Annotated in this window: 22 protein-coding genes; all 22 read right to left on the bottom strand. The window is 35.3% G+C overall.

Going from position 1 to position 24,921, the window contains the following annotated elements:
* Positions 1–174: 174 nt before the first annotated feature.
* The 22 genes from trxB to ABC346_RS09565 all read right to left on the bottom strand — a co-directional run bounded on the left by trxB (position 175) and on the right by ABC346_RS09565 (position 23,967).
* Complete coding sequence (gene trxB / locus ABC346_RS09670) at positions 175–1,122, bottom strand: thioredoxin-disulfide reductase (RefSeq protein WP_413234661.1); 948 nt, start codon at positions 1,120–1,122, stop codon at positions 175–177.
* Positions 1,123–1,204: 82 nt separating this feature from the next.
* Positions 1,205–2,194: a tetratricopeptide repeat protein gene (locus ABC346_RS09665; protein ID WP_413234660.1), complete on the bottom strand. Its 990-nt coding sequence runs from the start codon at positions 2,192–2,194 to the stop codon at positions 1,205–1,207.
* A 350-nt stretch (positions 2,195–2,544) separates the two neighbouring features.
* On the bottom strand, positions 2,545–4,206 hold the full coding sequence (locus tag ABC346_RS09660; protein WP_413234659.1) for a glycerol-3-phosphate dehydrogenase/oxidase: 1,662 nt from the start codon (positions 4,204–4,206) through the stop codon (positions 2,545–2,547).
* Positions 4,207–4,403: 197 nt separating this feature from the next.
* Positions 4,404–4,790, bottom strand: coding sequence for a dihydroxyacetone kinase phosphoryl donor subunit DhaM (gene dhaM / locus ABC346_RS09655; RefSeq protein WP_413234658.1), 387 nt, complete (start codon positions 4,788–4,790; stop codon positions 4,404–4,406).
* Between the two features lie 5 nt (positions 4,791–4,795).
* Complete coding sequence (gene dhaL / locus ABC346_RS09650) at positions 4,796–5,413, bottom strand: dihydroxyacetone kinase subunit DhaL (protein WP_413234657.1); 618 nt, start codon at positions 5,411–5,413, stop codon at positions 4,796–4,798.
* Positions 5,414–5,430: 17 nt separating this feature from the next.
* Entirely contained in the window at positions 5,431–6,423 is a 993-nt protein-coding gene (gene dhaK / locus ABC346_RS09645) for a dihydroxyacetone kinase subunit DhaK (protein WP_413234656.1), read from the bottom strand.
* Between the two features lie 215 nt (positions 6,424–6,638).
* Positions 6,639–8,141 (bottom strand): glycerol kinase GlpK, encoded by a 1,503-nt coding sequence (gene glpK, locus ABC346_RS09640; protein WP_413234655.1) that lies wholly within the window; start codon positions 8,139–8,141, stop codon positions 6,639–6,641.
* A gap of 15 nt (positions 8,142–8,156) precedes the next feature.
* A complete protein-coding gene (locus ABC346_RS09635) occupies positions 8,157–8,987 on the bottom strand; it encodes an MIP/aquaporin family protein (protein ID WP_413234654.1) in 831 nt (276 codons plus the stop codon).
* A gap of 250 nt (positions 8,988–9,237) precedes the next feature.
* The gene (locus ABC346_RS09630; protein ID WP_413234653.1) at positions 9,238–9,780 is read right to left on the bottom strand and encodes a glycerol-3-phosphate responsive antiterminator; all 543 of its coding nucleotides are present in this window, start codon (positions 9,778–9,780) and stop codon (positions 9,238–9,240) included.
* Positions 9,781–9,790: 10 nt separating this feature from the next.
* A complete protein-coding gene (locus ABC346_RS09625) occupies positions 9,791–10,312 on the bottom strand; it encodes an acyltransferase (protein WP_413234652.1) in 522 nt (173 codons plus the stop codon).
* Positions 10,305–10,949, bottom strand: a complete 645-nt coding sequence (gene ppaX, locus ABC346_RS09620; RefSeq protein ID WP_413234651.1) for a pyrophosphatase PpaX — start codon at positions 10,947–10,949, stop codon at positions 10,305–10,307. The genes ABC346_RS09625 and ppaX overlap by 8 nt, the downstream gene beginning before the upstream one ends.
* Positions 10,924–11,883, bottom strand: a complete 960-nt coding sequence (locus tag ABC346_RS09615) for a nucleoside recognition domain-containing protein (protein ID WP_413234650.1) — start codon at positions 11,881–11,883, stop codon at positions 10,924–10,926. The genes ppaX and ABC346_RS09615 overlap by 26 nt, the downstream gene beginning before the upstream one ends.
* A 32-nt stretch (positions 11,884–11,915) precedes the next feature.
* Positions 11,916–12,782: a prolipoprotein diacylglyceryl transferase gene (gene lgt / locus ABC346_RS09610; protein ID WP_413234649.1), complete on the bottom strand. Its 867-nt coding sequence runs from the start codon at positions 12,780–12,782 to the stop codon at positions 11,916–11,918.
* Between the two features lie 14 nt (positions 12,783–12,796).
* Entirely contained in the window at positions 12,797–13,729 is a 933-nt protein-coding gene (hprK, locus tag ABC346_RS09605) for an HPr(Ser) kinase/phosphatase (protein ID WP_413234648.1), read from the bottom strand.
* Between the two features lie 190 nt (positions 13,730–13,919).
* Positions 13,920–14,276: a phage holin family protein gene (locus ABC346_RS09600; RefSeq protein ID WP_017797672.1), complete on the bottom strand. Its 357-nt coding sequence runs from the start codon at positions 14,274–14,276 to the stop codon at positions 13,920–13,922.
* Positions 14,276–14,467 (bottom strand): PspC domain-containing protein, encoded by a 192-nt coding sequence (locus ABC346_RS09595; RefSeq protein ID WP_413234647.1) that lies wholly within the window; start codon positions 14,465–14,467, stop codon positions 14,276–14,278. Before ABC346_RS09595 ends, ABC346_RS09600 begins: the two co-directional genes overlap by 1 nt.
* 246 nt (positions 14,468–14,713) lie before the next feature.
* Positions 14,714–15,385 carry a bacillithiol biosynthesis deacetylase BshB2 gene (bshB2, locus tag ABC346_RS09590; protein ID WP_413234646.1) on the bottom strand — a complete coding sequence of 224 codons (672 nt, stop codon included), beginning with the start codon at positions 15,383–15,385 and terminating at the stop codon, positions 14,714–14,716.
* Positions 15,386–15,404: 19 nt separating this feature from the next.
* Positions 15,405–15,755, bottom strand: coding sequence for a YojF family protein (locus ABC346_RS09585; protein ID WP_413234645.1), 351 nt, complete (start codon positions 15,753–15,755; stop codon positions 15,405–15,407).
* Positions 15,756–15,884: 129 nt separating this feature from the next.
* Positions 15,885–18,761: an excinuclease ABC subunit UvrA gene (gene uvrA / locus ABC346_RS09580; RefSeq protein ID WP_413234644.1), complete on the bottom strand. Its 2,877-nt coding sequence runs from the start codon at positions 18,759–18,761 to the stop codon at positions 15,885–15,887.
* Positions 18,762–18,768: 7 nt separating this feature from the next.
* Positions 18,769–20,751 carry an excinuclease ABC subunit UvrB gene (uvrB, locus tag ABC346_RS09575; RefSeq protein WP_413234643.1) on the bottom strand — a complete coding sequence of 661 codons (1,983 nt, stop codon included), beginning with the start codon at positions 20,749–20,751 and terminating at the stop codon, positions 18,769–18,771.
* Positions 20,752–21,106: 355 nt separating this feature from the next.
* A complete protein-coding gene (locus ABC346_RS09570; RefSeq protein ID WP_413234642.1) occupies positions 21,107–22,297 on the bottom strand; it encodes a PDZ domain-containing protein in 1,191 nt (396 codons plus the stop codon).
* A gap of 200 nt (positions 22,298–22,497) precedes the next feature.
* Complete coding sequence (locus ABC346_RS09565) at positions 22,498–23,967, bottom strand: S41 family peptidase (RefSeq protein WP_413234641.1); 1,470 nt, start codon at positions 23,965–23,967, stop codon at positions 22,498–22,500.
* Positions 23,968–24,921: the final 954 nt, after the last annotated feature.

The following is a 24,921-nucleotide window of genomic DNA, read 5'->3' as shown; positions in this document are numbered from 1 at the left end:
AAGTTATCGCAAAAAAAGCACAGGTTATAACAACCTGTGCAAAATAACTAATCTATCTATTAAAAGGGGGTCAATTAGTTATTTATAGTGTACCCCATAAATATTTCGTACGTATTACAACAGGATTAAAAAGCAGTTACTATTGGTAAATTTTTCTATAAGATACCTTAAGAATTACTTGCTTTTCAACTTTTCCTCTAAATCTTCGACATATTTTATTGCAGCCTCTGCAGCAATGCTCCCATCTCCAGTTGCTGTAACAATTTGTCGAAGTTCTTTGTCTCTAATATCTCCAGCAGCATATATTCCAGGAATCGATGTTTCCATATTTTCATTCGTTGCTATATATCCCTCATCATTGGTAATTCCTAGTGATAGGAACGCTTCATTTAACGGAACCATTCCGATATAAATGAAAACACCATCTGCATCAAAATTATTCACTTCATTTGTTTTTGTGTTTTTTAATGTAACACTACTTACTTTCCCATCAGTACCATTAATGGTCTCTGCGACCGTATCCCAAATAAAATCTATTTTTTCATTATCAAATGCACGATCTTGTATTATCTTTTGAGCACGAAGATTGTCTCTGCGATGCACTATAGTTACTTTATTAGCAAACCGTGTAAGATAGATGCCTTCCTCAACTGCTGAATCCCCTCCACCAATTACTACAAGGTTACGATTCTTAAAGAATGCACCATCACATACTGCACAATAAGATACACCTCTACCGCTAAGGGCTTCTTCTCCCTCGACTCCAAGCTTTTTATATTGAGCACCAGTTGCAATAATTAAGGAACGAGTATAATACTCTTTATTCCCTGCTTTTATTAATTTATAATCACCATGATCTTCTACTTCTTTGATATCACCATATGCATATTCAGCACCAAATTTTTTCGCATGTTCAAACATTTTATTCGATAAATCCGGGCCTAATATATTATCAAAACCTGGGTAGTTCTCTACATCTTCTGTATTAGCCATCTGACCACCAGGTATTCCTCTTTCTAACATTAATGTCTCCAAATTTGCTCGTGATGCATAAACTGCCGCTGTCATTCCTGCTGGACCTGCTCCCGCAATAATAACATCATACATTTTTTGTTCGGACATATAAATTGCCCCCGTATTCTATTTAATTCCATCATCTAGTTTAATTAATCGATTGTTATACGTCTATCTTTTTGCTCATTACTTATTTATTATTCCAGGGACCTTCTTCATCAGATAATCGTGGGTGTTTTTTGCAGCCTTCTTCCCAGATATCCAAAGCTTTTCCTGGGTCTCCACAATTATATGCACAAATACTATACCATTTATAATAAGATAGATGTGTTTTCACTGGTTCTTTAGCAAGTTGTTTAAACCTACTATAAGCTGCTTCCGCATGCCCTGTACGTGCTAAAGTTACTGCTACACGCAGTTTTTGCTGTACATGTATTGGATATATATTTAGTAATGCCTGAATATGCTTTTCATATGCAGGATCTTTTTGTTCATAATAAAATAAAGCTAAATTCATATGGCTGTACAAAGAATTTGGGTCTTCTTCCAGAATATCTTGCTCAATCTGAATAGCTTCAGTTTGCTTACCTGTATAAAAAATTGCTTGTGCGTAATCATGTTTTGCTAAAATATGATCTGGGAATAACTCTATCATTTCTTCAATAATCGGAATAGCTTTTGTCCATTCACTATTTTCCATATGATAAAATGCGGTTTCTTGAAAAATGAGTAGTTCATCTTCATCCTCTAAATCTAAGTCGTCCATATCTTCATCAATTTGTATTAATTCAAGTAATCTATTTGCATCCTCACTAAAATCTCCGTCTGGTTCCTTATCCAAATAGAACTGAGCATATTTTCTTGCATCATACAACAGACCAAGATGAGCATAATTATTTGCAATCAAATAATAGCAATCTATATAATCACTAGACTGCAAGACTTCGGTTAATAATTGATTTGCTTTATGATAAGCACCTACTTCGGTATATATAATAGATAATTGGCATTTATATAAAGGGTCTTTTGGTTTTTGTTCCATCGCTTTCTTCATCCATTTAATAGCAATGTCGAATTTGCGTTTTTTAAACGCTTCAACACCTTTTGTATAATAAAAATCTCCTTCAGGGATAAAAGGGATCACCTTATTATATTCAACTTTTTTACCTTTAGATTGCATGTGTATCCCCCTATTTTCTAAACATTCGTCCAAAGTATATCACACTATATATGATATCACCATACTGTCTACTCACATTGCAAAATTTGTAAGAATTTTAAAAGCTAAATCATACAGTTCTCAAGTAAAGAAATAGTAAGTTATAATTGAATCTTCCATAATTCTCAAACTCCATAAAAATCGAATTTTGTGCTTTGTTACTATATCATCACCTCTATAGTATGATAAAAAGCACCTCCTATACGCCGTTATATTTCATACGACGCTGGAGATGCTTTTTTTACCCTACTGCTTTAGGTAAATACTTAAAGAGAGATCTTCAACTGCAAGTATATTTATTTCATGAAACATTATTTACTTGGATGAGTTGTTTCGTATAACAATTCTTTCAGTTGGTCTGTATACTCATTAAATTGCTCATCAGTATATTGTAATTTCCCCTTCATATATGGAAGAACTTTATCCATATGTGCTTCTACCCAGGGACGTTGGAAGAATAATGCACCAGTTCGACGGATAAAGAAGTCCACCGGTTTATATGCAAGTTCGTATTCTATTGCATATACCAATTCTGCAAATACGATAGGATCAATATCATACTTATTTGCTTCTTCTTTTTGATTTTTATAAATGTCTAACACTGTTTCTACATTTGAACCATAACGTTGAATAACTTGAAGCGCTTCTTCTTCGGAAAGACCTAATTCGATCGCTTCTTTTATTTTATCTTTTTTATATGCTTCAAATCCTTTTGATCCACCAACATCGCCACCAGATATTGGTAAATGCTTGGTTTGACAATCCGTATAAAGAATATTTTCCTCTTCTTTTAATTGTTTTGATACTAAATCAACTGCATGTTGAGCCATTTTGCGATAACCAGTTAATTTTCCACCCGCCATGGAGAGTAATCCAGAATCCGATTGGAAAATCTCATCCTTACGCGAAATTTCACTTGGACTTGTTGCGCCTTCTTGTGCAATTAATGGACGCAACCCTGCCCAACTAGATTCCACATCTTCTGGTTTTAACTGTAAAGAAGGGAACATATAAGCAATAGCTTTTAATAAATAATCACGATCATCCTCTGTCACTACTGGATGAGCAATATCTCCTTCATAGGTTGTATCAGTAGTACCAATATAAGCTTTTCCATCACGTGGAATAGCAAAAATCATACGGCCGTCAGGTGAATCAAAGTAGACTGCTTGTTGTAATGGGAATGTTTTTTGATCGAATACAAGATGAACTCCTTTTGTTAAGTGAAGGGTCTTTCCTTTTTTAGAACCATCTAATTCACGTACATTATCTACCCATGGTCCACCAGCATTTATGATTTTTTTCGCATAGATTTTGCGTTGTTCTCCTGTAATTAAGTCTTCTGCAACAACTCCGACCACTTTGCTGTTTTCATAAACAAAGTCAACCGCTTTAGTGTAGTTTATAGCATGTACACCTTGTTCTACAGCTTTTTTCATAACTTCGATTGTTAAGCGGGCATCATCTGTTTTATATTCAACATAGTAACCACCGCCACGTAACTCCTCTTGTTTAATTAAAGGTTCACGTTCAATTACTTCTTTTGGTTTGAACATTACTCTACGTTCATCTTTTTTAACACCTGCTAAAAAGTCATACACTCTTAAACCGATATTGGATGTGAATGGTCCAAGCGTACTTCCTTTATGAAATGGAAGTAACATCCATTCTGGTGTTGTTACATGTGGTCCATTTTCATATACAATTGCTCTTTCTTTACCAACTTCTGCGACCATCTTCACTTCAAATTGTTGTAAATAACGTAACCCACCGTGAACCAGCTTAGTTGATCGACTAGATGTACCAGCTGCAAAGTCTTGCATTTCGATTAGTCCCGTATTTAATCCACGAGTTGCAGCATCTAAAGATATTCCTGCTCCAGTAATACCTCCGCCAATCACTAGTAAGTCTAATTTTTCCTTCTGTAAAGCATCTAATGTATCTTTTCGTTTATAGCTTGAAAATTGATTCATTTTTATTACACTCCCGTTTAATAGTTATTCTTATAATCACTTTACCCGTTTTTAAATATAATCATGTAGAGAAAAAGAAAAAACCGCAAAATCACTGGTATATACACTACCAGTAAATTGCGGTTTCTCCTGAATTCTCCGTCCATCATTATTAACTTAAATATAGTGTAACATAACCCATCGTTAATGTACAGAGGTTAATCTCTTTGTTTAGAAAAAGATTGCGTTACAGCTTCGATAATTTCCTGTTTTTCTTTCCCCATACCAGCTTCGACGGCTGCCACATAAGCTCCCTCCACTATTGGAGCTTCGATAATTTCCACGTCATCTACTTCGGTCATTTCAATTGCCATTTCGGCATTCATTTTTGCACTGCCAATATCGTATAAAAGTAGAACTCCATTATCGTTATTTACCTTATTAATAGCTGAGAGGATCTTATCGATACTTGTGCCAATCTCTCCCTCATCGGTACCACCAGCTACTTCAATAGAAACATCTTTCATTACTTGCTGCACTAACTCTTTTGTACCATCTGCTATTTTTGCACTGTGCGAAATAAGCACAATTCCAACTTGTCCCATGTTAACTACGCTCCTTCTAAAGAAGTTGATAATGCTGAGAATATATAATAAGAAGATGCTGAACCCGGATCGATATGACCAATTGATTTTTCCTTAAAATAGGATGCCCTTCCTTTGGTTGCTTTTAGATCTTTGGTATCATTCATTGCTTTTTTTGCTGTTTCTTCAAAGAATGAGGAGTCAATATTATCATTTTCACTTAATAACTGCACAATAGGCTCCCAAACATCAATCATCGTTTTCTCACCTGAGGTTGCTTTGCCTCGTTGTTTAATACCATCCAGGCCAGCTTGTAGTCCACCTTTTATATCATTTAACTGAATCTCATCTTTATCTTTCCAAGCCATCGATAATTTAAGAAAAGCAGTACCATAAAGTGGCCCAGCCGCTCCTCCTACTTTAGACATTAACGTCATCGCAACATCCTTTAACATATCTGTGGGAGTCTCGTAGGTTTGATCTTGAATCTTTGTTATGACTTCTTGAAAACCTCTTGCCATATTTATTCCATGATCACTGTCACCAATAGCTTGGTCCAACTCTGTAAGATAGGACTTATTCTCTTGAATTAATTGGTTTGATACTTCCATCCATTTTCTTATATCGTTTACCTGTAGTTTCAATGAATATTCTCCTTTCCTTAGACACGAAATGATGTAGCTTCACTAGTTGCTTCTAAAAGAGATTTTAATTGATCGTCCACTTTCAATAAAGTGACTGAACAGCCTGCCATTTCAAGAGATGTCATAAACTCACCGACATACGTACGAAACACGGATAAGTTATTATCCTTCAGCAGTCGATTTACGTGCTGTTGTAAAATAAATAATTCCATTTCTGGTGTAGACCCTAACCCATTGATCATCACTGCGACCTCTTCACCTGATTGCAATCGAAGGTCGTCGAGTACTTTTTGCGTAAGTTCATTGGCAATATTTTCAGCAGATGTTATTGGTTTTCTCTCAATACCTGCTTCTCCATGAATTCCAATACCAATTTCCATTTCATTGTCTTCTAACTGAAAACTTGGTTTACCTGCAGCAGGTACTGTACATGGAGTAAGTGCCATTCCCATAGACCTAACTTGCTTAATTGTTTTTTCTGCAACTTCCTTCACTTCTTTTAATGTAGCTCCTGTTTCAGCCATTGCTCCAGCAATTTTGTGTACAAATACCGTGCCAGCAATTCCTCTGCGGCCAGTAGTGAAGTCACTATCTTCTACCGCTACATCATCATTAACAATAACTTGTTCTACCTCTATCCCCTCGGATTCGGCTAATTCACTCGCCATATCAAAGTTCATCACATCTCCTGTATAGTTTTTTACGATGAGAAGAACTCCATTCCCAGTATCTACAGCTTTTATTGCTTCTAAAATTTGATCTGGAGTAGGTGAGGTAAATACTTCTCCTACAACTGCTGCATCTAACATTCCTTTACCAACATATCCAGCATGGGCAGGTTCATGACCACTTCCTCCACCACTAACAAGACCAACTTTATTTGAAGATAATTCCTTACGTTTAATTACCATTGTTCCTTCAATTTGTTCTAGTTTTTCTGGAAAAGCTTGTATCATCCCAGAGACCATATCTGATACAACATCATTTGGATTATTAAGGATTTTTTTCATAAGTATTATTCTCCTTTTTTCATAATATTGGAAGAAAGACGCAAGTATCAGTTTAGAAACATAGCAAGTGCGCGCCAGATTTTCAGAAGTTGGTTTGACATTGGTCGAACTTCCTTTTTACTTTTGAGATAAAGGTATACGATGGTGAAGTGACTTATACTTTCTTATTTTTGTACAAGAAAACTGCCTCATATTCGAGACAGTTTTCTTTTTTATTATGATTCAAATTTAAATGAACGAGTGGCTTCAACGGCCTTTTTCCATCCTTTATAAAGATGTGCACTTTCTTCTTCATCCATTTTATTTTCAAATGTTTTTTCATTTAACCACTGTTTTGCAATTTCATCTTTATCTTTCCAGAACCCTACAGCTAAACCTGCTAAATAAGCTGAACCTAATGCAGTTGTTTCTTGAACAACAGGTCGTTCAACGGTTACTCCTAGAATATCACTCTGGAACTGCATTAGTAAATTATTTTTAACAGCACCACCATCAACACGCAATTTCTTCAAATCAATGTCAGAATCCGCCAACATTGCGTCCATGACATCTTTTGTTTGATATGCTAAAGATTCTAATGTTGCACGAACAAAATGTTCCTTCGTTGTTCCACGAGTTAAACCAAAGACAGCTCCTCGAGCATCACTATCCCAGTAAGGTGTTCCAAGACCAACAAACGCTGGTACCAAATAGACACCATCTGTTGTCTCAACTTGCGATGCTAGTTTTTCACTTTGAGGACTTGATTCAATAAGTCTTAATCCATCACGAAGCCATTGAATAGCAGATCCAGCAACGAAGATACTACCTTCCAATGCATACTCAACTTTACCATCTACTCCCCAAGCAATAGTAGTGAGTAGACCATGTTTAGAGCGTACTGGTTCTTCACCTGTATTCATTAATAAGAAACAACCAGTACCATACGTATTTTTAGCCATTCCTTGATCGAAACAAGCTTGACCGAATAAAGCAGCTTGCTGGTCTCCAGCTACACCCGCAATGGGTACTTCTTCACCAAAGAAATGATAAGAAACGGTATGTGCATATACTTCAGAAGATGGTTTTACTTCAGGAAGCATACTTTTCGGTACATCCAATATTTCTAATAACTCATCGTCCCATTTAAGATCGTAAATATTAAACATTAATGTACGAGAAGCGTTGGAGTAATCTGTCACATGTGTTTTACCACCAGATAATCGATATATTAACCAACTATCAATCGTTCCAAATGATAATTCTCCAGCTTCTGCTTTTTCTCTAGCTCCATCTACATTATCTAAAATCCATTTTACTTTTGTACCAGAGAAATAAGGGTCAATTAATAAACCTGTCTTATGACGAATTGTATCTTCATGTCCCTGTTCTTTTAGTTCTTTACAAATCCCTTCTGTCTGACGAGATTGCCAAACAATGGCCTTATAAATTGGTCTACCCGTATTCTTATCCCAAACTACAGTTGTTTCGCGTTGGTTGGTAATTCCAATTCCTTCAATTTGGTTAGCCTCTATATCTGCTTTTCTTAACACATCGGCAATACAAGCTAATACAGACGTCCAAATCTCATTTGCGTCGTGTTCCACCCAACCTGGTTTCGGGAAGAATTGCTCAAATTCCTTTTGAGCAGATTCTACGATTTCACCTTTATGATTAAAAAGTATTGCGCGAGAGCTTGTTGTTCCTTGGTCAATAGACAAAATAAATTTTTCAGACATATCAAAATCCTCCTCCTATCTTAATTTTTGATTCATTTTTTCAGCAGGGTTTGAACCCGTTTTCAACTCACTCACTGCTGCTCCTATAAATAATATTAATACAAAAATAGTCATTACCCAAAACGGGAAGGTGTAATTAGCTAGAAAAACACTGTCATAAAATAATGTGCCATACACACCACCTAAAATAGGACCTAAAATGGGAATCCATGCATAGCCCCAGTCAGAACTTCCTTTTCCTGGAATCGGTAAAATTGCATGTGCTATACGTGGTCCAAGGTCACGTGCTGGGTTAATTGCATAGCCTGTTGTTCCACCCAATGAAATACCAATCGCAGTAATTAACGCCCCAACAATTAACGGATTTAAACCTTCTGTAAAATCATTTGAACCGATAAACATCAGTCCCAAAAGTAATGCAAATGTACCAATCATTTCACTAATTAAGTTAGAAAATGGACTGCGAATTGCTGGCCCTGTTGCAAATACACCTAATTTTGCTTCTTTACTCTCTGTAACCTTCCAGTGTGGTAAGTAATTAAGGAAAACAATTATAGCACCAACAATGGCACCGATTACTTGGGCAAGAATATAAAGTGGTACTTTCGCCCAAGGAAAATCACCTACAGCGGCAAAACCCACAGTTACTGCTGGGTTAAGATGTGCCCCAGTAAAATTACCTACTGCATAAACACCAAGTGTAACTGCTAGACCCCAACCTAAAGTAATAAGTACCCAACCTGTACCTTCAGATTTCGACATCTTTAAAGAGACGCCAGCTACTACACCTCCACCGAATATAATAAGTATCATAGTACCGACTAATTCTGCCATGAACTCAGTCATACAAACTACCTCCCTTTTAATCAAGTACCCTTTGTAGTAATAAAAAAACCCACACTTCAATTAGCATACCCCAATATTTGAGTACGATTGAAATGTAGGTCTCCTAGTCTCCACCACAAATTAACTTGTATATAAATAGTACAAAATACTGAAAGCGTTGTCAACAGTTTTTCCTATAAGAAATTCTTTCCAATTCATCATTAATCGACAAAAGGCCCAAAAATATCATAAGATAGTTGGACCTTTCTGTTTATTTCCATAACGTTGTATTTGAAGTAGATACCGCTATCGCTCCTGCTTCTAGAGCATTATTCACTTCTTCATTTTTTCGAATTAGACCACCAGCAATAATTGGTATTTTTGTCTGTGTTCCTACTTGTTGAATTATATTCGGTATCAATCCTGGTAGTAATTCAATACAATGAGGTTGGAATTTCCGGACTAATTTCATGTTTTGGTCTAATGCAAGACTATCTAGGAGAAATATTCGTTGAATTGCAAGAAGCTTATACTTTTTTGCTAAAGCAATCACATTCCCTCGTGTAGATAAAACACCATCTGGCTTCATTTCTCTATTTAAAAATTCCATTCCATATTCATCTGCTTTCAATCCCTGAATAAGATCAAAATGTACTAATACTTTTTTTCCGTTACGATGACTATATTCAATCAAGCTTTTTAACTGTACGAGTCTAGATTCTAAAATAACAATATACTCATGGTCTGTTTCTAATGCCTTATCGAAATCTTTCATTTGTCGAACGGCTGGTAAAACTCCTTTAGGAAGTTCCATTATACACCACCTATTCTTCATTAATCATATTATTATTTCTTTCCATCTCATCTTTCGTATATATAATTTTCATCGGGTTTCCACCAACGAAAGCTCCTGCTGGTACATCTTTATGTACTAATGTTGCAGCAGAGATAATTGCCCCATCACCAATAGTTACACCTGGGAGAATGGTAGAATTCGCACCGATCATAACTTCATCACCAATGTGAACATCTCCTAGGCGATATTCTTTGATAAGATACTCATGGGCTAGAATTGTTGTATTATATCCTATCACACAATTATTACCCACTTTTATTTTCTCGGGAAACATAATATCGGGCATTACCATTAATGCAAAAGAGGTGGTTTCTCCGATCTTCATATCTAATATATTTCTATATAGCCAATTTTTTATTTCTAGGAAAGGAGTATACCTTGCAATTTGAATCACTATAAAATTTCGTATGACTTTCCAAAACGGTACAGTATCATATATTTGCCATAATGAATTCGCACGCTTCACAGTATAGCGCTCTGTTTTACGCACAAGAATCACCTACTATTGTTAAGATATCTTTCATATCGTCAATAAAATAATCTGGATGAAAACTTTCTAGATAGCTCCTATCTTTTAATGACCATGCTACTGCTACTGTTTGTACATTTGCTCTTTGGCCCGATACAATATCATGATGATTGTCGCCTATCATCATCGTTTGCTCAGGAATAGCGTCTAGTTTTTTCATTGCCATCTGTACCGGTTCTGGATGCGGCTTAGCATGAGTCACATCATCATATGTTATGACCGTAGAGAAGAACTTAGATATACCTGTTAAATCAAGCCCCATTTGCACCGTATGACGCATTTTTGTACTCACTATCCCTAGAGATATGTTTCTTCTCTTCAGTTCTTCTAATGTTTCGTATACACGAGGAAAAGCTGTTACAAACTTATTATGTTCACGAATATTGTGCTCGCGATAGGTTGAAATCATCTCATCAGCTCTTGTTACATCAATTTTGTTAAACGTATCTATAAGAGGCGGACCATTAAACTTTAAGATTTCTTCATTACTAAATTGGAGATCATATTGTCTAAATGTATGTTCAAAGGAAGCCGTTATTAACTCATTTGTGTCAATAAGAGTTCCGTCAAGATCAAAGAGTATGGTACGAATGCTCATGAATCATTTCCTTTCTTTTCTTGTTGTCATGTTTATTCCAGAAGTATGCAATCGTCATTGTGAGAATAATTGCTGTTAACAACCGAATAACCAGTAACGGCCAAACAGGTATACCCAGTGGAATAAATACCAGCGTATCTTCCACTACAGCATGACAAGATACGAGAAAAATTAATGCGAGAGACATATCCTTTTTGGACACATTATCTTCTTTCACAGCTTGTATCATTAACCCAGCTCCATATGCTAGACCGATGGTTAAACCTGCAACCATCGTCATAGATGCACTTTTATCAATACCTAGCAATCGCATAAACGGGGCCATCTTATTCGACATAGCGTCTAACCATCCACGGTCACGCATGAATTGCATAATGATCATTAACGGAATTACAATACAAGCTAACTGTACAATAGCAATTACTGCCGTTTGTGTACCATTCCATATAATTTCTCCCCACCCATTTGGAGAAGATGCAGAATCAGACACAAATCCATATTGCGCCAACTCTGTACCACCATTCCATACTAGGTTAATAATAAATGCAGAAAACAACGCTAATCCGACTCGTACACCAACGATAATCCACCACTTAACACCTACACTTGTCGCAACTGCAGATTCCACGAATAAATTATGAGAGAAAGATAACATAATTGCCATAATAAATACTTCTTTAACGGTAAAATCAAATGAAATAATCGCAGCAATACCTGCATAAAGGTTTAATGCATTCCCTAAAACTAACGGCACAGCTGCTTCTCCTGATAAACCTAATAATCCCATCATAGGAGAAATAAGCTCTATAAACCAGGGTAAAACTGGCGTAAACTGAAGTATTGTAACAATTAATGTTATTGGAAAAATAATCTTACCTAATTTCCATGTAGTATGAAGTCCTTCCCAAAACCCTCTTTGTAGTGTACCAGACATATTATTCAACCCCTGACTAGTCATGTTGGACTTTATTTTTTCTTTTTCTGATTTGATGTTTTCTTCGTATTTTTGTTTTTCGGCGGTGCATCTAAATAACGATCGCTAACGGTTTTACGACGATATATAATTAGAATTATAGACACAACGATAATTAAAATAGAAATAAATTGTGCTGTACGAATTATATCGAACATATATAGACTATCTGTACGTAATCCTTCAATAAAGAACCTGCCAACAGAATACGAAATTGCGTAAGTTAAGAATACTTCACCTCGAATTGGATTGTACTTACGCAAGAGCAATAACCCAACAAAAATTAAGATATTCCATATCGATTCATATAAGAATGTCGGATGATACATGACACCGTTAATAGTCATTTGATTCATTATAAAATCAGGCAAGTATTGATGAAAACTTTCATATGTAGCTTGCGAAATCGGGCCACCATGAGCTTCTTGATTTACAAAGTTTCCCCATCTTCCAATAGCCTGCCCTAAGATAAGACTAGGAGCAACAATATCAGCTATTTGCCAGAAAGAGACCTTTCTTACTTTAGCAAAAACAATCGCCGTTAATACTCCTCCAATCACTGCACCATGGATAGCTATTCCACCTTCCCAAATTGCAAAGACCTTCCACCAGGGACCATTAGTATACTGATCAAACTCAAAAAATACATAGTATATTCTTGCAAAGATAATTGCAATTGGAACGGCAAACATAACGAAATCTAACATTAAATCTTTTGTTAATCCTAGTCGATCCGCTTCTTTAGAAGCAAGGTAAATAGCTAATATTGCACCAAATGCAATAATTATGCCATACCAATATATCGAAATAGGACCAATTTCTATAAATACTCTATCAATTGGGGCCGCAGTATGTAGCATAGTTTACTCCTCCTTTATTCCAGTTCTCCTTTTTCAATCATTGTAGACAATCTCTCTGAAAATTCTTCTGCTGTGTTCACTCCCATTCGTTTTAATCGGAAGTTCATTGCAGCTACTTCTATTATTACTGCAAGGTTTCTTCCAGGACGAACAGGTATGGTTGCTTTTGGTAAATGTACATCCATGATTTTCATCATATCTTCATCCAAACCAAGACGATCATATTGTTTTTTCTCATCCCAATTCTCAAGATTAATAACTAAAGAAATTCGCTTTTTACTGCGTACAGATCCCGCTCCAAATAGGGTCATTACGTTAATAATACCTAGCCCTCTGATTTCTAATAAATGCTCAATTAAAGGAGGAGCATTTCCAATTAGGCTATCATAATCTTCTTGCCGAATCTCTACATTGTCATCTGCGACTAATCGATGGCCTCTTTTCACTAGTTCTAAAGCTGTTTCACTTTTACCTACGCCACTTTGACCAATAATTAACACACCAACTCCATAAATATCTACGAGCACACCATGTATAGCAGTAAATGGAGCAAACTTTGATTCTAAATAGTTGGTTAATCGGCTGATAACTCGAGTAGTTTTTCGAGGCGATTGAAGAATAGGTACACCAGATTTCTCCGATGCTTCTTTTAATTCTTCCGGGATATCCATTCCTCTTGAAACCACTATCCCCGGAGTGATATCTGTACATAACCGTTCAGCACGATCTCTTCTTTGAGCCGAACTTAAATCTAGAAAATAAGCCATTTCTGTTTTACCAATAAGTTGCAAGCGTTCTTTAGGGTAATATCTAAAATAGCCAGTCATCTCTATTCCTGGTCTAGAAATATCACTTGTTATAATCTCACGTTGTATTCCATCTTCTCCTGATACTAAAGTCAGGTTAAAAGTATCCAATAAATCTTGTGTACGGACCACCGCTACCATAATTGCAGCTCCTTCCATTGCTTGTTAACTGAATACCATTTTAGCATAGTCAAACAAAAAAACGTAGACAAGAGTCTACGTTTCCAATAGTTTTATGAAATATTCCATCTAAGAAAAGAATGTCTCGCTTATCCTAGCCATCATCCGTCTTTTATCTAAACATACTTATTATGTCCCACCGTTCAGAATATTATCGGACGGAGTCTCTTACTAAACTATTTAAAATCATTGTAATTAAGGAAATAATAATTGAAGCAATAATGGCAATTCCGAAACCATCAATGACAAATGAAGAACCTATCAACGCTTGAGTTATCATTAACGTAATCGCATTAATCACAATTAAAAACAATCCAAAGGTGACTATGGTTATAGGTAACGTTAAAATCACTAAAATTGGCTTCACAATTATATTTAGAATTGCTAATATAAAACTTGCTAAAACAGCCGTGCCAAATCCTTCTAAATGAAACGAATCAAATAGTTGAGCAACAGCTATTAATGCAACAGCATTTAAAATTAACGAAACAATCCACCTAATAATCATTAATAGATATCCTCTTTAGGCATAATCATCGCAACAGCGATATAAATTAACGAAAGTGTAAAGACACTAGGAATAAGTAAAATAATAAACCCAATACGTAGAATCGTGGAATCAATATTAAAATAATTTCCTAATCCACCAAATACACCCGCTACATACTTATCTGAATCTGAACGAAATATCTTTTTCATGTTATACCTCCTACTCGCTTATATTTATACATACCCGTTTTTTCTATTTATATATACGTAAAAAGAGGTATAAAGTTTCATTTTCGATTATTTAAATGAATTCATAATAAAATATATTATATAAAATTCAATTGTTGATCTGTTTTATTTCGATTGCAGACGATTTTTTCAACAAGACTAGCTTCAATTAACTAAGTAAAAAAATCTTTTTGTTTTAATATGGATTTTTGCAATAATGAAATTCACTCATTTATCAAATTGCCAAGTATAAAATCTTTCTTTACCAAAGTTCGCTACAATTTCTCTACGTTCTTCCTCATCTAATTCATCCAATACTTTAAACTTGCCAAACATCCCTGCTACTTGAGAGTCATGGGACAAAATAGCTTCTAATTTCTTTCCAAAAAATTCATTTACATCTGTTATCACATCTGGATTCCCAAGTTCTAACTCATAATCATTGGAAATAGCTTGAGCCCATACAGTTGGACGCACAGTAGGATCCATTAATCGAACTGCCTCGATGGCTGCTGCTCCGAGCGCATTATGATCAGGGTGAACAGCATAATCAGGATAATGCGTAATTACTAATGTGGGACGAATTTCTTCTAATATTCCTTTTAAACGTTCGGCTACTTCTGTTCGATCTTCGAATTCGATTGTTTTATCACGATATCCTAACATTTGTAAATCTACATCTAATGCATCACAAGCCTTAATTAATTCACTTTTTCTTATTTCTGGTAGTGTTTCTCGATTTGCAAATGTAGGATTACCCATATTTCTTCCCATTTGACCTAATGTACCACAAAGATACGTAACTGGAATGCCTTCAGAACGAAACTTAGCCATTGACCCAGCTGCTCCAAATGATTCATCATCCGGATGCGGATATATTACAACAACATGCTTTTCCATTATTTTCACCTATCTTTCTTTAATTATGAAATGGATTTTCACTAATTTCTAATGCTACCATTAATCTTCCTTCTCGATCATGGCCAGCTAGTAGTAATTGTTCTTCGTGAACAGTCCAATCGGTAAGCCCTTCGGCATATACCCAGCCCATTCTTGTTTTTAGCCCTACCCGATACGACTTTCCATCTCCAACAATTTTAGCTTGCTCATATATAACGTTAGCGTTTCGTATGTATGCCCCAACATTATATGCTTTATCGTCAAAATGACTTGCATAAGCTCCATTTGTTGTTTCAAGGTGAATATATACTTCTTTGTTTGCATACTGATCCAATAAACCTTGAATATGATTTATTTCAATTGGTTTCATATTTCTAGCCTCCAATTCATCTCAACATTTACTCTATCGAAATGATTATTTTACGTCAAACAGATAGCTTAGTATATTGAACTTGAAAAGAAAACAGGTAGCAATTTATTACTACCTGTCCTTCATCACTTATGATTTTGATACAGTCTTCGCTTCAAGGTTCTCTTTCATTCGCCGTTTATCCCTATCCAAAACCGGAGCTAGATACTTTCCTGTGTAAGAAACATCTTGTTGTTCGGCAATTTGTTCAGGTGTACCAGTAGCAATAATTTGCCCACCACGATCGCCACCTTCTGGTCCTAAATCAATGATATGATCAGCACTTTTAATGACATCTAAATTATGCTCAATGATTAGAACTGAATCACCGTTATCTGCTATTCGCTGTAGGACACTGAGTAGTCTACGAATATCATCTACATGTAGCCCAGTAGTTGGTTCATCCAAAATATAAAAGGACTTACCACTAGAACGTTTGTGCAGTTCACTTGCTAATTTAACACGTTGCGCCTCCCCACCTGAAAGGGTAGTTGCTGGTTGACCAAGTTTTACATATCCTAAACCAACATCATAAATCGTTTGTAATTTACGATTAATCTTTGGAATTGCCGAGAAAAATTCCAACGCTTCTTCAATTCGTAAATCGAGAACTTCAGAAATGTTTTTCCCTTTGTACTTAACTTCTAATGTTTCACGGTTATAACGAGCTCCGTCACAAACTTCACAGGGAACATAAACATCAGGCAAGAAGTGCATCTCAATTTTTAAAATACCGTCACCTCGGCAAGCTTCACATCTTCCACCTTTTACATTGAAGCTGAACCTACCTTTTTTATATCCTCTTACTTTTGCTTCATTGGTCTGTGCAAAAACATCACGAATATCATCAAACACTCCTGTATACGTAGCAGGATTAGAGCGAGGTGTACGTCCAATCGGTGATTGATCAATATCGATCACTTTATCTATATGTTCAATTCCTTTTATTTTCTTATGCTTACCTGGTTTTACTTTTCCTTTATATAGTGACTTTGCTAAAGATTTATATACAATTTCATTAACCAATGTACTCTTCCCTGATCCAGATACACCCGTCACCACTGTCATTAATCCAATTGGAATTTTTGCTGATACATTTTTCAGATTGTTTTCAGAAGCTCCCATTACCTCTATCTTACGTTTGTCTGCTTTTCTGCGTTTTGCAGGTAAAGGAATAAATTCTTTTCCGGATAAGTATTTACCAGTTAGAGACTGTTCATTATCCATCACGTTTTTTGGTGTATCACTTGCTACAATTTCTCCACCATGTTCACCTGCCCCTGGCCCTATGTCTATTAGCCAGTCCGCTGCAAGCATTGTATCTTCATCATGCTCGACAACGATTAATGTATTATCTAGATCTCTCATTCGTTTTAAGGTATCAATTAATCGATCATTATCACGTTGATGCAAACCAATCGACGGTTCATCTAGCACATAGAGAACACCAGTTAATGCCGAACCAATCTGTGTTGCTAATCGAATTCGTTGTGCTTCTCCACCAGATAAAGTTCCCGCCGTTCTTGATAATGTTAAATAATCAAGTCCTACATTATTAAGGAATTCCAATCGATTATCAATTTCCTTTAGAATTAATCTAGCTATCTGTTGTTCCTTTTCAGTAAGATCAAGTTGTTGGAAAAGTTGTATTGATTCTACTATAGAAAAGTCGGTTACGTTACTAATATGCTTACCATTAATTAATACCGCTAAGGCTTCTTTCTTCAAACGGTGTCCTTTACAAGTTGGACAGTTTTTCTGAGCCATATACTTTTCTAAAGTCTCTCTTATAAAATCAGAACTTGTTTCCCTATAACGTCTTGCCACATTCTTTAAAACACCTTCGAATGGTGATTCTGATCTCCTTATACTTCCAAAATCATTTTCATATTCAAATTTTATCTTTTCCTTGCCACTTCCTTGTAAAATGATATCCATTTGTTGCTGTGGAATTTCCTTTACTGGAATATCCATATCAATACCAAAATGATTACAGACACTTTTTAATAATTGTGGGTAGTATTGGGAACTAATTGGTTCCCATGGTGCAATTGCATTTTCATTTAATGTTTTATCCCAGTCCGGAATGACAAGGTCGATATCAACTTCTAATTTTGTACCTAATCCATCACAACTTGGACAAGCCCCAAATGGGCTATTAAAAGAAAACAATCTTGGCTCTAGTTCACCAATGGAAAAACCACAAATCGGACATGCGTGATTTTCACTAAAGGTCAGTTCTTCCTCACCAATGACATCAACTATAATATTACCTTCTCCTAGTTTCAGTGCAGTCTCAATAGAATCACTTAATCTTGACGCGACTCCGTCTTTTACTACAATACGATCAATTACTACTTCAATCGAATGCTTTTTATTTTTTTCTAATTGAATATCGTCTGTAACTTCTCTCATTTCATTATCTACACGAATTCGTACATAACCTTCTTGTTTTAAGTTTTCTAAAACTTTTACATGCTCACCTTTTCTTCCTGATACTACAGGCGCAAGAATTTGAAGTTTTGTACGTTCCGGATACTCTAAAATACGATCAACCATTTGTTGAACAGTCTGTGAACTAATTTCAATACCGTGATTTGGACAAGTAGGTCTACCAACTCTTGCATATAACAGACGTAAATAATCATAAATCTCTGTAACTGTCCCAACTGTAGATCTTGGATTTTTACTTGTAGTTTTTTGATCAATAGATATTGCTGGAGATAGTCCTTCAATAACATCTACATCCGGTTTATCCATTTGTCCTAAAAATTGACGTGCATAGGAAGATAAAGATTCTACATATCTACGTTGTCCTTCTGCATAAATGGTATCAAAAGCAAGAGAAGACTTACCTGAACCTGATAACCCTGTTAATACAACTAATTTATTTTTAGGAATATTGATATCAATATCCTTTAAATTATGTGTTCGTGCACCTTGAATTTTTATAGACTTACTTGGCATTCCTTAATCATCCTTCCGCTTTAAGTTCCAAAATGACATCTCGTAATTCTGCTGCTTTCTCAAAGTCAAGGTCTTTTGCTGCTTGCTTCATCTCGTTCTCCATTTGTTCAATCACTTTTTCTTTTTCTTTCTTCGTCATTTTGTTAATCTGTTTTGTTTTCGGTTCATATGATTCGGTTTCTTCTGCTGCGGTTGTTGCTTTAATAACATCTCGAACATCTTTTCTAATTGTCTTAGGAGTAATACCATGTTTTTCATTATATTCTGTTTGTATTGTTCGACGTCGATTTGTCTCATCAATTGCTTTTTTCATCGAGTCTGTTATTTTGTCAGCATACATAATTACTTTTCCATTTTCGTTACGTGCAGCACGACCCATAGTTTGAATTAGAGACCGTTCAGAACGTAAAAATCCTTCTTTATCAGCATCTAAGATAGTAACTAGAGAGACTTCTGGTATATCTAAGCCTTCTCTCAACAAATTAATACCTACTAACACATCAAATTTTCCAACTCGTAAATCACGTATTACTTCTATACGTTCTAATGTTTTAATCTCAGAGTGCAAATAAGCTACTTTCATACCAATCTCTTTTAGATAATCGGTTAAATCCTCCGACATCTTTTTTGTTAACGTCGTAATTAGTACACGTTCATTTTTTTCCATTCGAATCCGAATTTCTTCTATAAGATCATCAATTTGTCCTTCAATTGGACGTACCTCAACTATTGGATCTAATAATCCGGTAGGTCGAATAATTTGTTCTGTCATTTCAGGAGAATGTTCAAGTTCATATGGTCCAGGAGTCGCAGACACATAAACCAACTGTTTTGTTTTATCTTCAAACTCTTGAAATCGGAGTGGGCGATTATCCATTGCAGACGGTAACCGAAAACCATGATCAACAAGCACTTGTTTACGAGCTTGATCCCCATTAAACATTCCGCGAATCTGCGGGAGGGTTACGTGTGATTCATCAATAACTACTAAGAAATCCTCTGGAAAGAAATCCAATAAAGTATATGGAACAGCTCCTGGACCACGTAGTGTTAGATGACGGGAATAGTTCTCAATTCCTGAACAGAAACCCATTTCTCGCATCATCTCTAAATCATAATTAGTTCGTTGTTCTAATCGTTGTGCTTCTAATAATTTTCCATTATCACGCATTTCTTTTAATTGTTCTTCAAGTTCTTTTTCTATATTTTGAATAGCAATTTTCATTTTTTCTTCTCTCGTAACAAAGTGAGAAGCTGGAAAAATAGCTACATGTTCTCGATCACCAATAATTTCACCGGTTAGTGCATCAACTTCACGTATACGATCAATTTCATCGCCAAAAAATTCTACACGAATACAATACTCTTCATGAGAAGCAGGAATAATCTCGACTGAATCACCACGAACTCTAAATGTACCACGCTGGAAATTAATATCATTTCTAGCATATTGAACTTCTACTAAATCACGAAGTAATTGGTCACGATCTTTCTCCATTCCCATTCTTAATGACAACACTTGACTCTTATATTCTTCCGGATTACCTAAACCGTAAATACAAGACACACTAGCTACAATCAATACATCTTCTCTTTCAAACAATGCAGATGTTGCAGAATGTCGCAGTTTATCAATTTCATCATTGATACTCGCATCTTTTTCAATAAAGGTATCTGTAGATGGTACATATGCCTCTGGTTGATAATAATCATAGTAGCTAACAAAGTATTCTACAGCATTATTTGGAAAAAACTCTTTAAACTCACTGTATAACTGTCCAGCTAATGTTTTGTTATGCGCAATTACTAATGTCGGACGATTTATCTCTTTTACAACATTGGACATGGTAAATGTCTTCCCGGTACCTGTAGCACCAAGCAATGTTTGATGACGTTGACCAGCTAATACTTTTTCAGTTATCTCTTTAATAGCATTTGGTTGATCACCAGCTGGGTCATAAGCAGATACTAATTCAAATTTCTCCTTCACAATAATGCCTCCGTTCTTTTCGAGCTAATATCTATTATATCTCTTTATAAAAAAACGAACAAGTATTCGTTTTTTTATTTTATCTTATCTTTTATTCTACCCATTTCAGTATAATGGAAATCATATCATACCAATTGAATTGCATGAATTATTCCGCTACATCGAAAGAAACTACCAAATTCATTTATAGTTACAAAACGGTTACCAGGTATAACTTTAAATTCATGCTAATGGTTAAACATTGTATATTTTTATATAAAAATTAAAACGAACAATACTTCAGATATATATACATATATCATCTAATTATTGTTCGTTCATACATTCATTTTTTCTTTTGTTCTTCATACTTCAGTTAGCTTGTTTGCTTTTGTTTCTGCTTAAACGGTTCCTTAGCAAATAATAACCCTAATGCATGATGTTCTCCTTCATATAGTGATCCTTGAACGAGTCTTATTTCTTGTTGATAATCAATAATTTCTAGTTTGATAAATGCACCATTACCTTGAAGCGCCTCGTAAAAGCCTTGACTATCTGTAACCTTTCGACCGTTTACTCGATAAATTGATTCACCAGGAGAAATTTCAAGTCTATTCGCTGGACTATTAGGTATCACACCAACTACACGTAGCCCCTGATCATGCGGCTGATAGTAAGGACGACGAAGTCTATCTCCTTCTCTATAACGATAATTTAAATATTCTTTACCGATAATAGCTAAAATCACAGAAGTCAGTGATAAATAAGGTACAAATATACCTGCTATAGCAACCATTAATATAACAATAGCTAGCATATAATTTGCTTTCGAAACTTTCTTTATTGCATCCAAATGGTAATGACCTTTTGCAGTATAATCAAAGCCAATTATAAAAGGCACGAAAGCTAATCCTAGCGATGTTTCACCAACAGATAAATATGGCCACCAAGGTGCAAAAGAAGTAATAAGTCCTTCTGGAACTAATACAAGTAGTGGAATTAAAGCTAATCTTTTCACTTGATGTTGACCTACCCATATCCCCCTGTCACTAAGGGAAATCCGTGGAAATGTTGATTGTTTTTGAATTCGTTGGATTAAAAAGGATTCTACAATAAGTAGCAAAGCCCCTATTACCGCTAATGATTTAAAGCTCAACCCATAATCAAAACTATAATTTATTTGAGTCTGTATTTCTAATAGAGGTGGAATAACTAACAACAGTAAAAATGTCATTCCAATAATATAGCTTGGTGACAATAGTGAAAATTTTGTACTAATACTAAGAATAATTGTCACTATTGCTAATAAAATTAAGACTTCATAAGAAAATACCATGCCTGTACCAACTACAATTGCTGATAAGACTAGTCCTGTAATTAAAGAAACAGCTAACGTTCCTTTCCACTCAATAAATTTCTGGTAGACTTTTATTCCAAAGTCCTGCCTCTCCCTTTTAATACGAAAATAACTAGCTACCGTCAGAATAAAAATAAACCAATACAATGTCGGATTCAGAAAAAATCTGCCGACTGCTTTCGCCCCTTCTAACAACCAAGATTCAACCATTTCGTCACCTTCTTTACTATGCCTAATCAAAATGTCTATATAAAAAGATTCGATTCTTCTATCGTTTTTCCTGCTTTTTTGTAAAAGAAAAAGGAAAATCCACGAGTAATCACTCGTGGATTTATCTCAAGAATCTATCACAGTGAGTAATCATCCTTAAAATCCTCAATTCAAGACTTAAACTTACACTGAAGTCCTGCTTATTGATACAATTCTTCTAATGATGTATCCAGTTGTTGATCATCTTCACCGTTTCTTATTTTTTCAACGAGTTGTGATTCAATTAATCCCCCTGTTTCGGGATCTACTTCTCCAGTAGATTCTATATCATTATCTGCTTGAAAATCTTTCACTGCTTCTTCAGTCTGTTCATCAAAATATCCATCGGTTCGTCCAGTATCATAACCTAATCCAGAAAGCATTACTTGCATATTAGCTATTTCTTCACTAGTTTCATCAATAGAAAACGGCTCTTCTTCTACTTGAATCGGGATAGAATAATAATATTCAGGTTGTTTTTCTTCAATGGTAGGTTCTACACCTTCTTCATTTATCCATTCGCCTTTAGGAGAAAGCCATTTCAACGTAGTTAATTTAATAGAACTTCCATCCCCCATTGGCACGGCTTGTTGAACTGTTCCTTTACCATAACTTGTTTCACCAACAATATCATATCCAAGATCTTTCATTGCAACTGCAAGAATCTCAGAAGCTGATGCACTTCCTTCGTCAATTAGAACACTAATTGGATAATCTTTTTTAGCTTCTAATTCAGAATATACTTCCTCTACTTGCCCTTCTCCATCTTCAATTTGTAGAATAGGAAGATCTTTTGGTACTAGATGTTTTAGAATATCTTCTGCTACATTTAGGAGTCCCCCTGGATTACCACGAACATCAATTACTAATCCTTCTACACCTTGATTCTCTAATTCAGTTAATTGTTGATCAAACTCTTCTCCTGTTTTTTCAGAAAAATTGGTGATCTCGATAATTCCAGTTAGTTTACCATCTACTTCCTGCGTTTCACTATATACAGTTTCTACTGGAATAGTATCACGGACAATGGTGACTTCAAATGGTTCAGTTACACCTGTCCTTTGTATCTCTAATACAACTTCTGAACCTTTTTCTCCTCTAATTTGCGCTACAGCTTCATTTAAGTTTAAACCATCTAAACTTTCACCATCTACTGTTAATACTTGATCATTTGGTCGTAAACCAGCTTCTTCTGCTGGGGAGCCTTTCATCGGAGATACAATAGTAACATTTCCGTTCACCATACTTACTTCTGCTCCAATACCTTCAAATGAAGATTCGATTTGCTCATTAAATTGTTGCATCATCTCAACATCTAAATAAGATGTATGTTGATCGCCAAGGGTTGCTAACATCCCTTCAATCGCACCTTCTACTAACTGTTTATCTTCTACATCTTCTAAGTAATTTTCTTTGATAATATCATAGGCTTGAGAAACTTTACTTAAATCTCCCGTCAACTCAGACTGCCCACTACCACTATCTTCATTCGATGAAGAATTTTCAACAGACGATTGTGGTGTTTGTTGATCATTATCTTGTGCTAATTGAATTCCTGCAAATGCACCTATAAATCCTAAAAGCAATGCACCTACAAGTATAAGCACTATTTGTTTTTTACTAAGCTTCATGTCTCCACCTCTTAGTTAATAGTACAAGCAATCGCTTGTTTCTAAATTTAATATTTATTCTAGATGAATCAATTTCATATTAAAAATTAGGTATGAAATCAGAATGGTTTACTGTTTTGATTTTCATTGCAGACGGACGCTTTTCGTAGGCAGCTTCAGCGAACTTGAAAAAGAAGAACACTTTTACAAGTGGTTCTTAAGTTTAACCTATTCAGTGCAGGAGTCGACGTCTTTCATTACCATCAAAGCCAAGTATTACTTATATTCCCAACATTAATATATAACTATCAATAAATATTTGTTTTTCAAATGAAACTTGGCAATTATGAAATTCATTCAAATATGAAATACTCCAATATGAAAAGGATACCATGTTAAGAATTGAATGACTATGGATTTGTTCATAAAAATTCAATTGCATTCTAAATGTCAGGTATAGATAATGTCCATTCTCCTTTAAAGTATAAATTCTATAATTAAGGTTCTAAGTCAAATGTTGGAGATGAGATTTAATAAAAGAGAAATCCTAATGAATGGGTATTGAAAACCCGCTTCAGAAATATACTGCGCTTACCTAAGGCGGCTGATGAGCCTCCGGTTGCTAACTATATCTTCTCTTCCGGAAAAAAATATTGTTTGCTTCCCGAATATGCTAGGGTGACGGACTTTCTTCGTTCAATAGTCATGTGCCTTGTTTGTCCACTCACCACATTGTGGAGAGCGATGAGATGCTCTCTCCAACTCCCAGCTAATTTAATAAATACCTTCTTGAACTTCTGTATCTAATATATTTCCTTCTTCCACCCAGGTAATGCTATGTTAGAATTCAATTGCACACATCTTCTTTTTGTTTGGTTTAGTAGTTTAAACAATGATAACAAAATAGGAGATTGCGTGTTTTTTATTAATTAAATTTTCCACTTTATTTTAGAGCCATAATTAAGAAACCGAATT

Source organism: Oceanobacillus phoenicis, assembly GCF_047238145.1.
GTDB lineage: Bacteria > Bacillota > Bacilli > Bacillales > Amphibacillaceae > Oceanobacillus.
Note: the sequence above shows the minus strand (reverse complement) of the source record. Positions and strands in the feature narration are given on the sequence as shown.

What these genes read in the sequence shown, in the direction of transcription:
- hprK (WP_413234648.1), bottom strand. Translation starts at nt 13,729, where the DNA reads ATGGTAGCGGTGGTCCGTACACAAGATTTATTGGATACTTTTAACCTG.
- uvrA (WP_413234644.1), bottom strand. Translation starts at nt 18,761, where the DNA reads ATGCCAAGTAAGTCTATAAAAATTCAAGGTGCACGAACACATAATTTA.
- ABC346_RS09615 (WP_413234650.1), bottom strand. Translation starts at nt 11,883, where the DNA reads ATGTCTGGTACACTACAAAGAGGGTTTTGGGAAGGACTTCATACTACA.
- ppaX (WP_413234651.1), bottom strand. Translation starts at nt 10,949, where the DNA reads ATGAGCATTCGTACCATACTCTTTGATCTTGACGGAACTCTTATTGAC.
- ABC346_RS09665 (WP_413234660.1), bottom strand. Translation starts at nt 2,194, where the DNA reads ATGCAATCTAAAGGTAAAAAAGTTGAATATAATAAGGTGATCCCTTTT.
- lgt (WP_413234649.1), bottom strand. Translation starts at nt 12,782, where the DNA reads ATGCTACATACTGCGGCCCCAATTGATAGAGTATTTATAGAAATTGGT.
- ABC346_RS09630 (WP_413234653.1), bottom strand. Translation starts at nt 9,780, where the DNA reads ATGGAACTTCCTAAAGGAGTTTTACCAGCCGTTCGACAAATGAAAGAT.
- dhaK (WP_413234656.1), bottom strand. Translation starts at nt 6,423, where the DNA reads ATGAAAAAAATCCTTAATAATCCAAATGATGTTGTATCAGATATGGTC.
- ABC346_RS09660 (WP_413234659.1), bottom strand. Translation starts at nt 4,206, where the DNA reads ATGAATCAATTTTCAAGCTATAAACGAAAAGATACATTAGATGCTTTA.
- trxB (WP_413234661.1), bottom strand. Translation starts at nt 1,122, where the DNA reads ATGTCCGAACAAAAAATGTATGATGTTATTATTGCGGGAGCAGGTCCA.
- ABC346_RS09635 (WP_413234654.1), bottom strand. Translation starts at nt 8,987, where the DNA reads ATGACTGAGTTCATGGCAGAATTAGTCGGTACTATGATACTTATTATA.
- ABC346_RS09595 (WP_413234647.1), bottom strand. Translation starts at nt 14,467, where the DNA reads ATGAAAAAGATATTTCGTTCAGATTCAGATAAGTATGTAGCGGGTGTA.
- ABC346_RS09585 (WP_413234645.1), bottom strand. Translation starts at nt 15,755, where the DNA reads ATGAAACCAATTGAAATAAATCATATTCAAGGTTTATTGGATCAGTAT.
- ABC346_RS09570 (WP_413234642.1), bottom strand. Translation starts at nt 22,297, where the DNA reads ATGGTTGAATCTTGGTTGTTAGAAGGGGCGAAAGCAGTCGGCAGATTT.
- dhaM (WP_413234658.1), bottom strand. Translation starts at nt 4,790, where the DNA reads ATGGGACAAGTTGGAATTGTGCTTATTTCGCACAGTGCAAAAATAGCA.
- glpK (WP_413234655.1), bottom strand. Translation starts at nt 8,141, where the DNA reads ATGTCTGAAAAATTTATTTTGTCTATTGACCAAGGAACAACAAGCTCT.
- bshB2 (WP_413234646.1), bottom strand. Translation starts at nt 15,385, where the DNA reads ATGGAAAAGCATGTTGTTGTAATATATCCGCATCCGGATGATGAATCA.
- ABC346_RS09565 (WP_413234641.1), bottom strand. Translation starts at nt 23,967, where the DNA reads ATGAAGCTTAGTAAAAAACAAATAGTGCTTATACTTGTAGGTGCATTG.
- ABC346_RS09600 (WP_017797672.1), bottom strand. Translation starts at nt 14,276, where the DNA reads ATGATTATTAGGTGGATTGTTTCGTTAATTTTAAATGCTGTTGCATTA.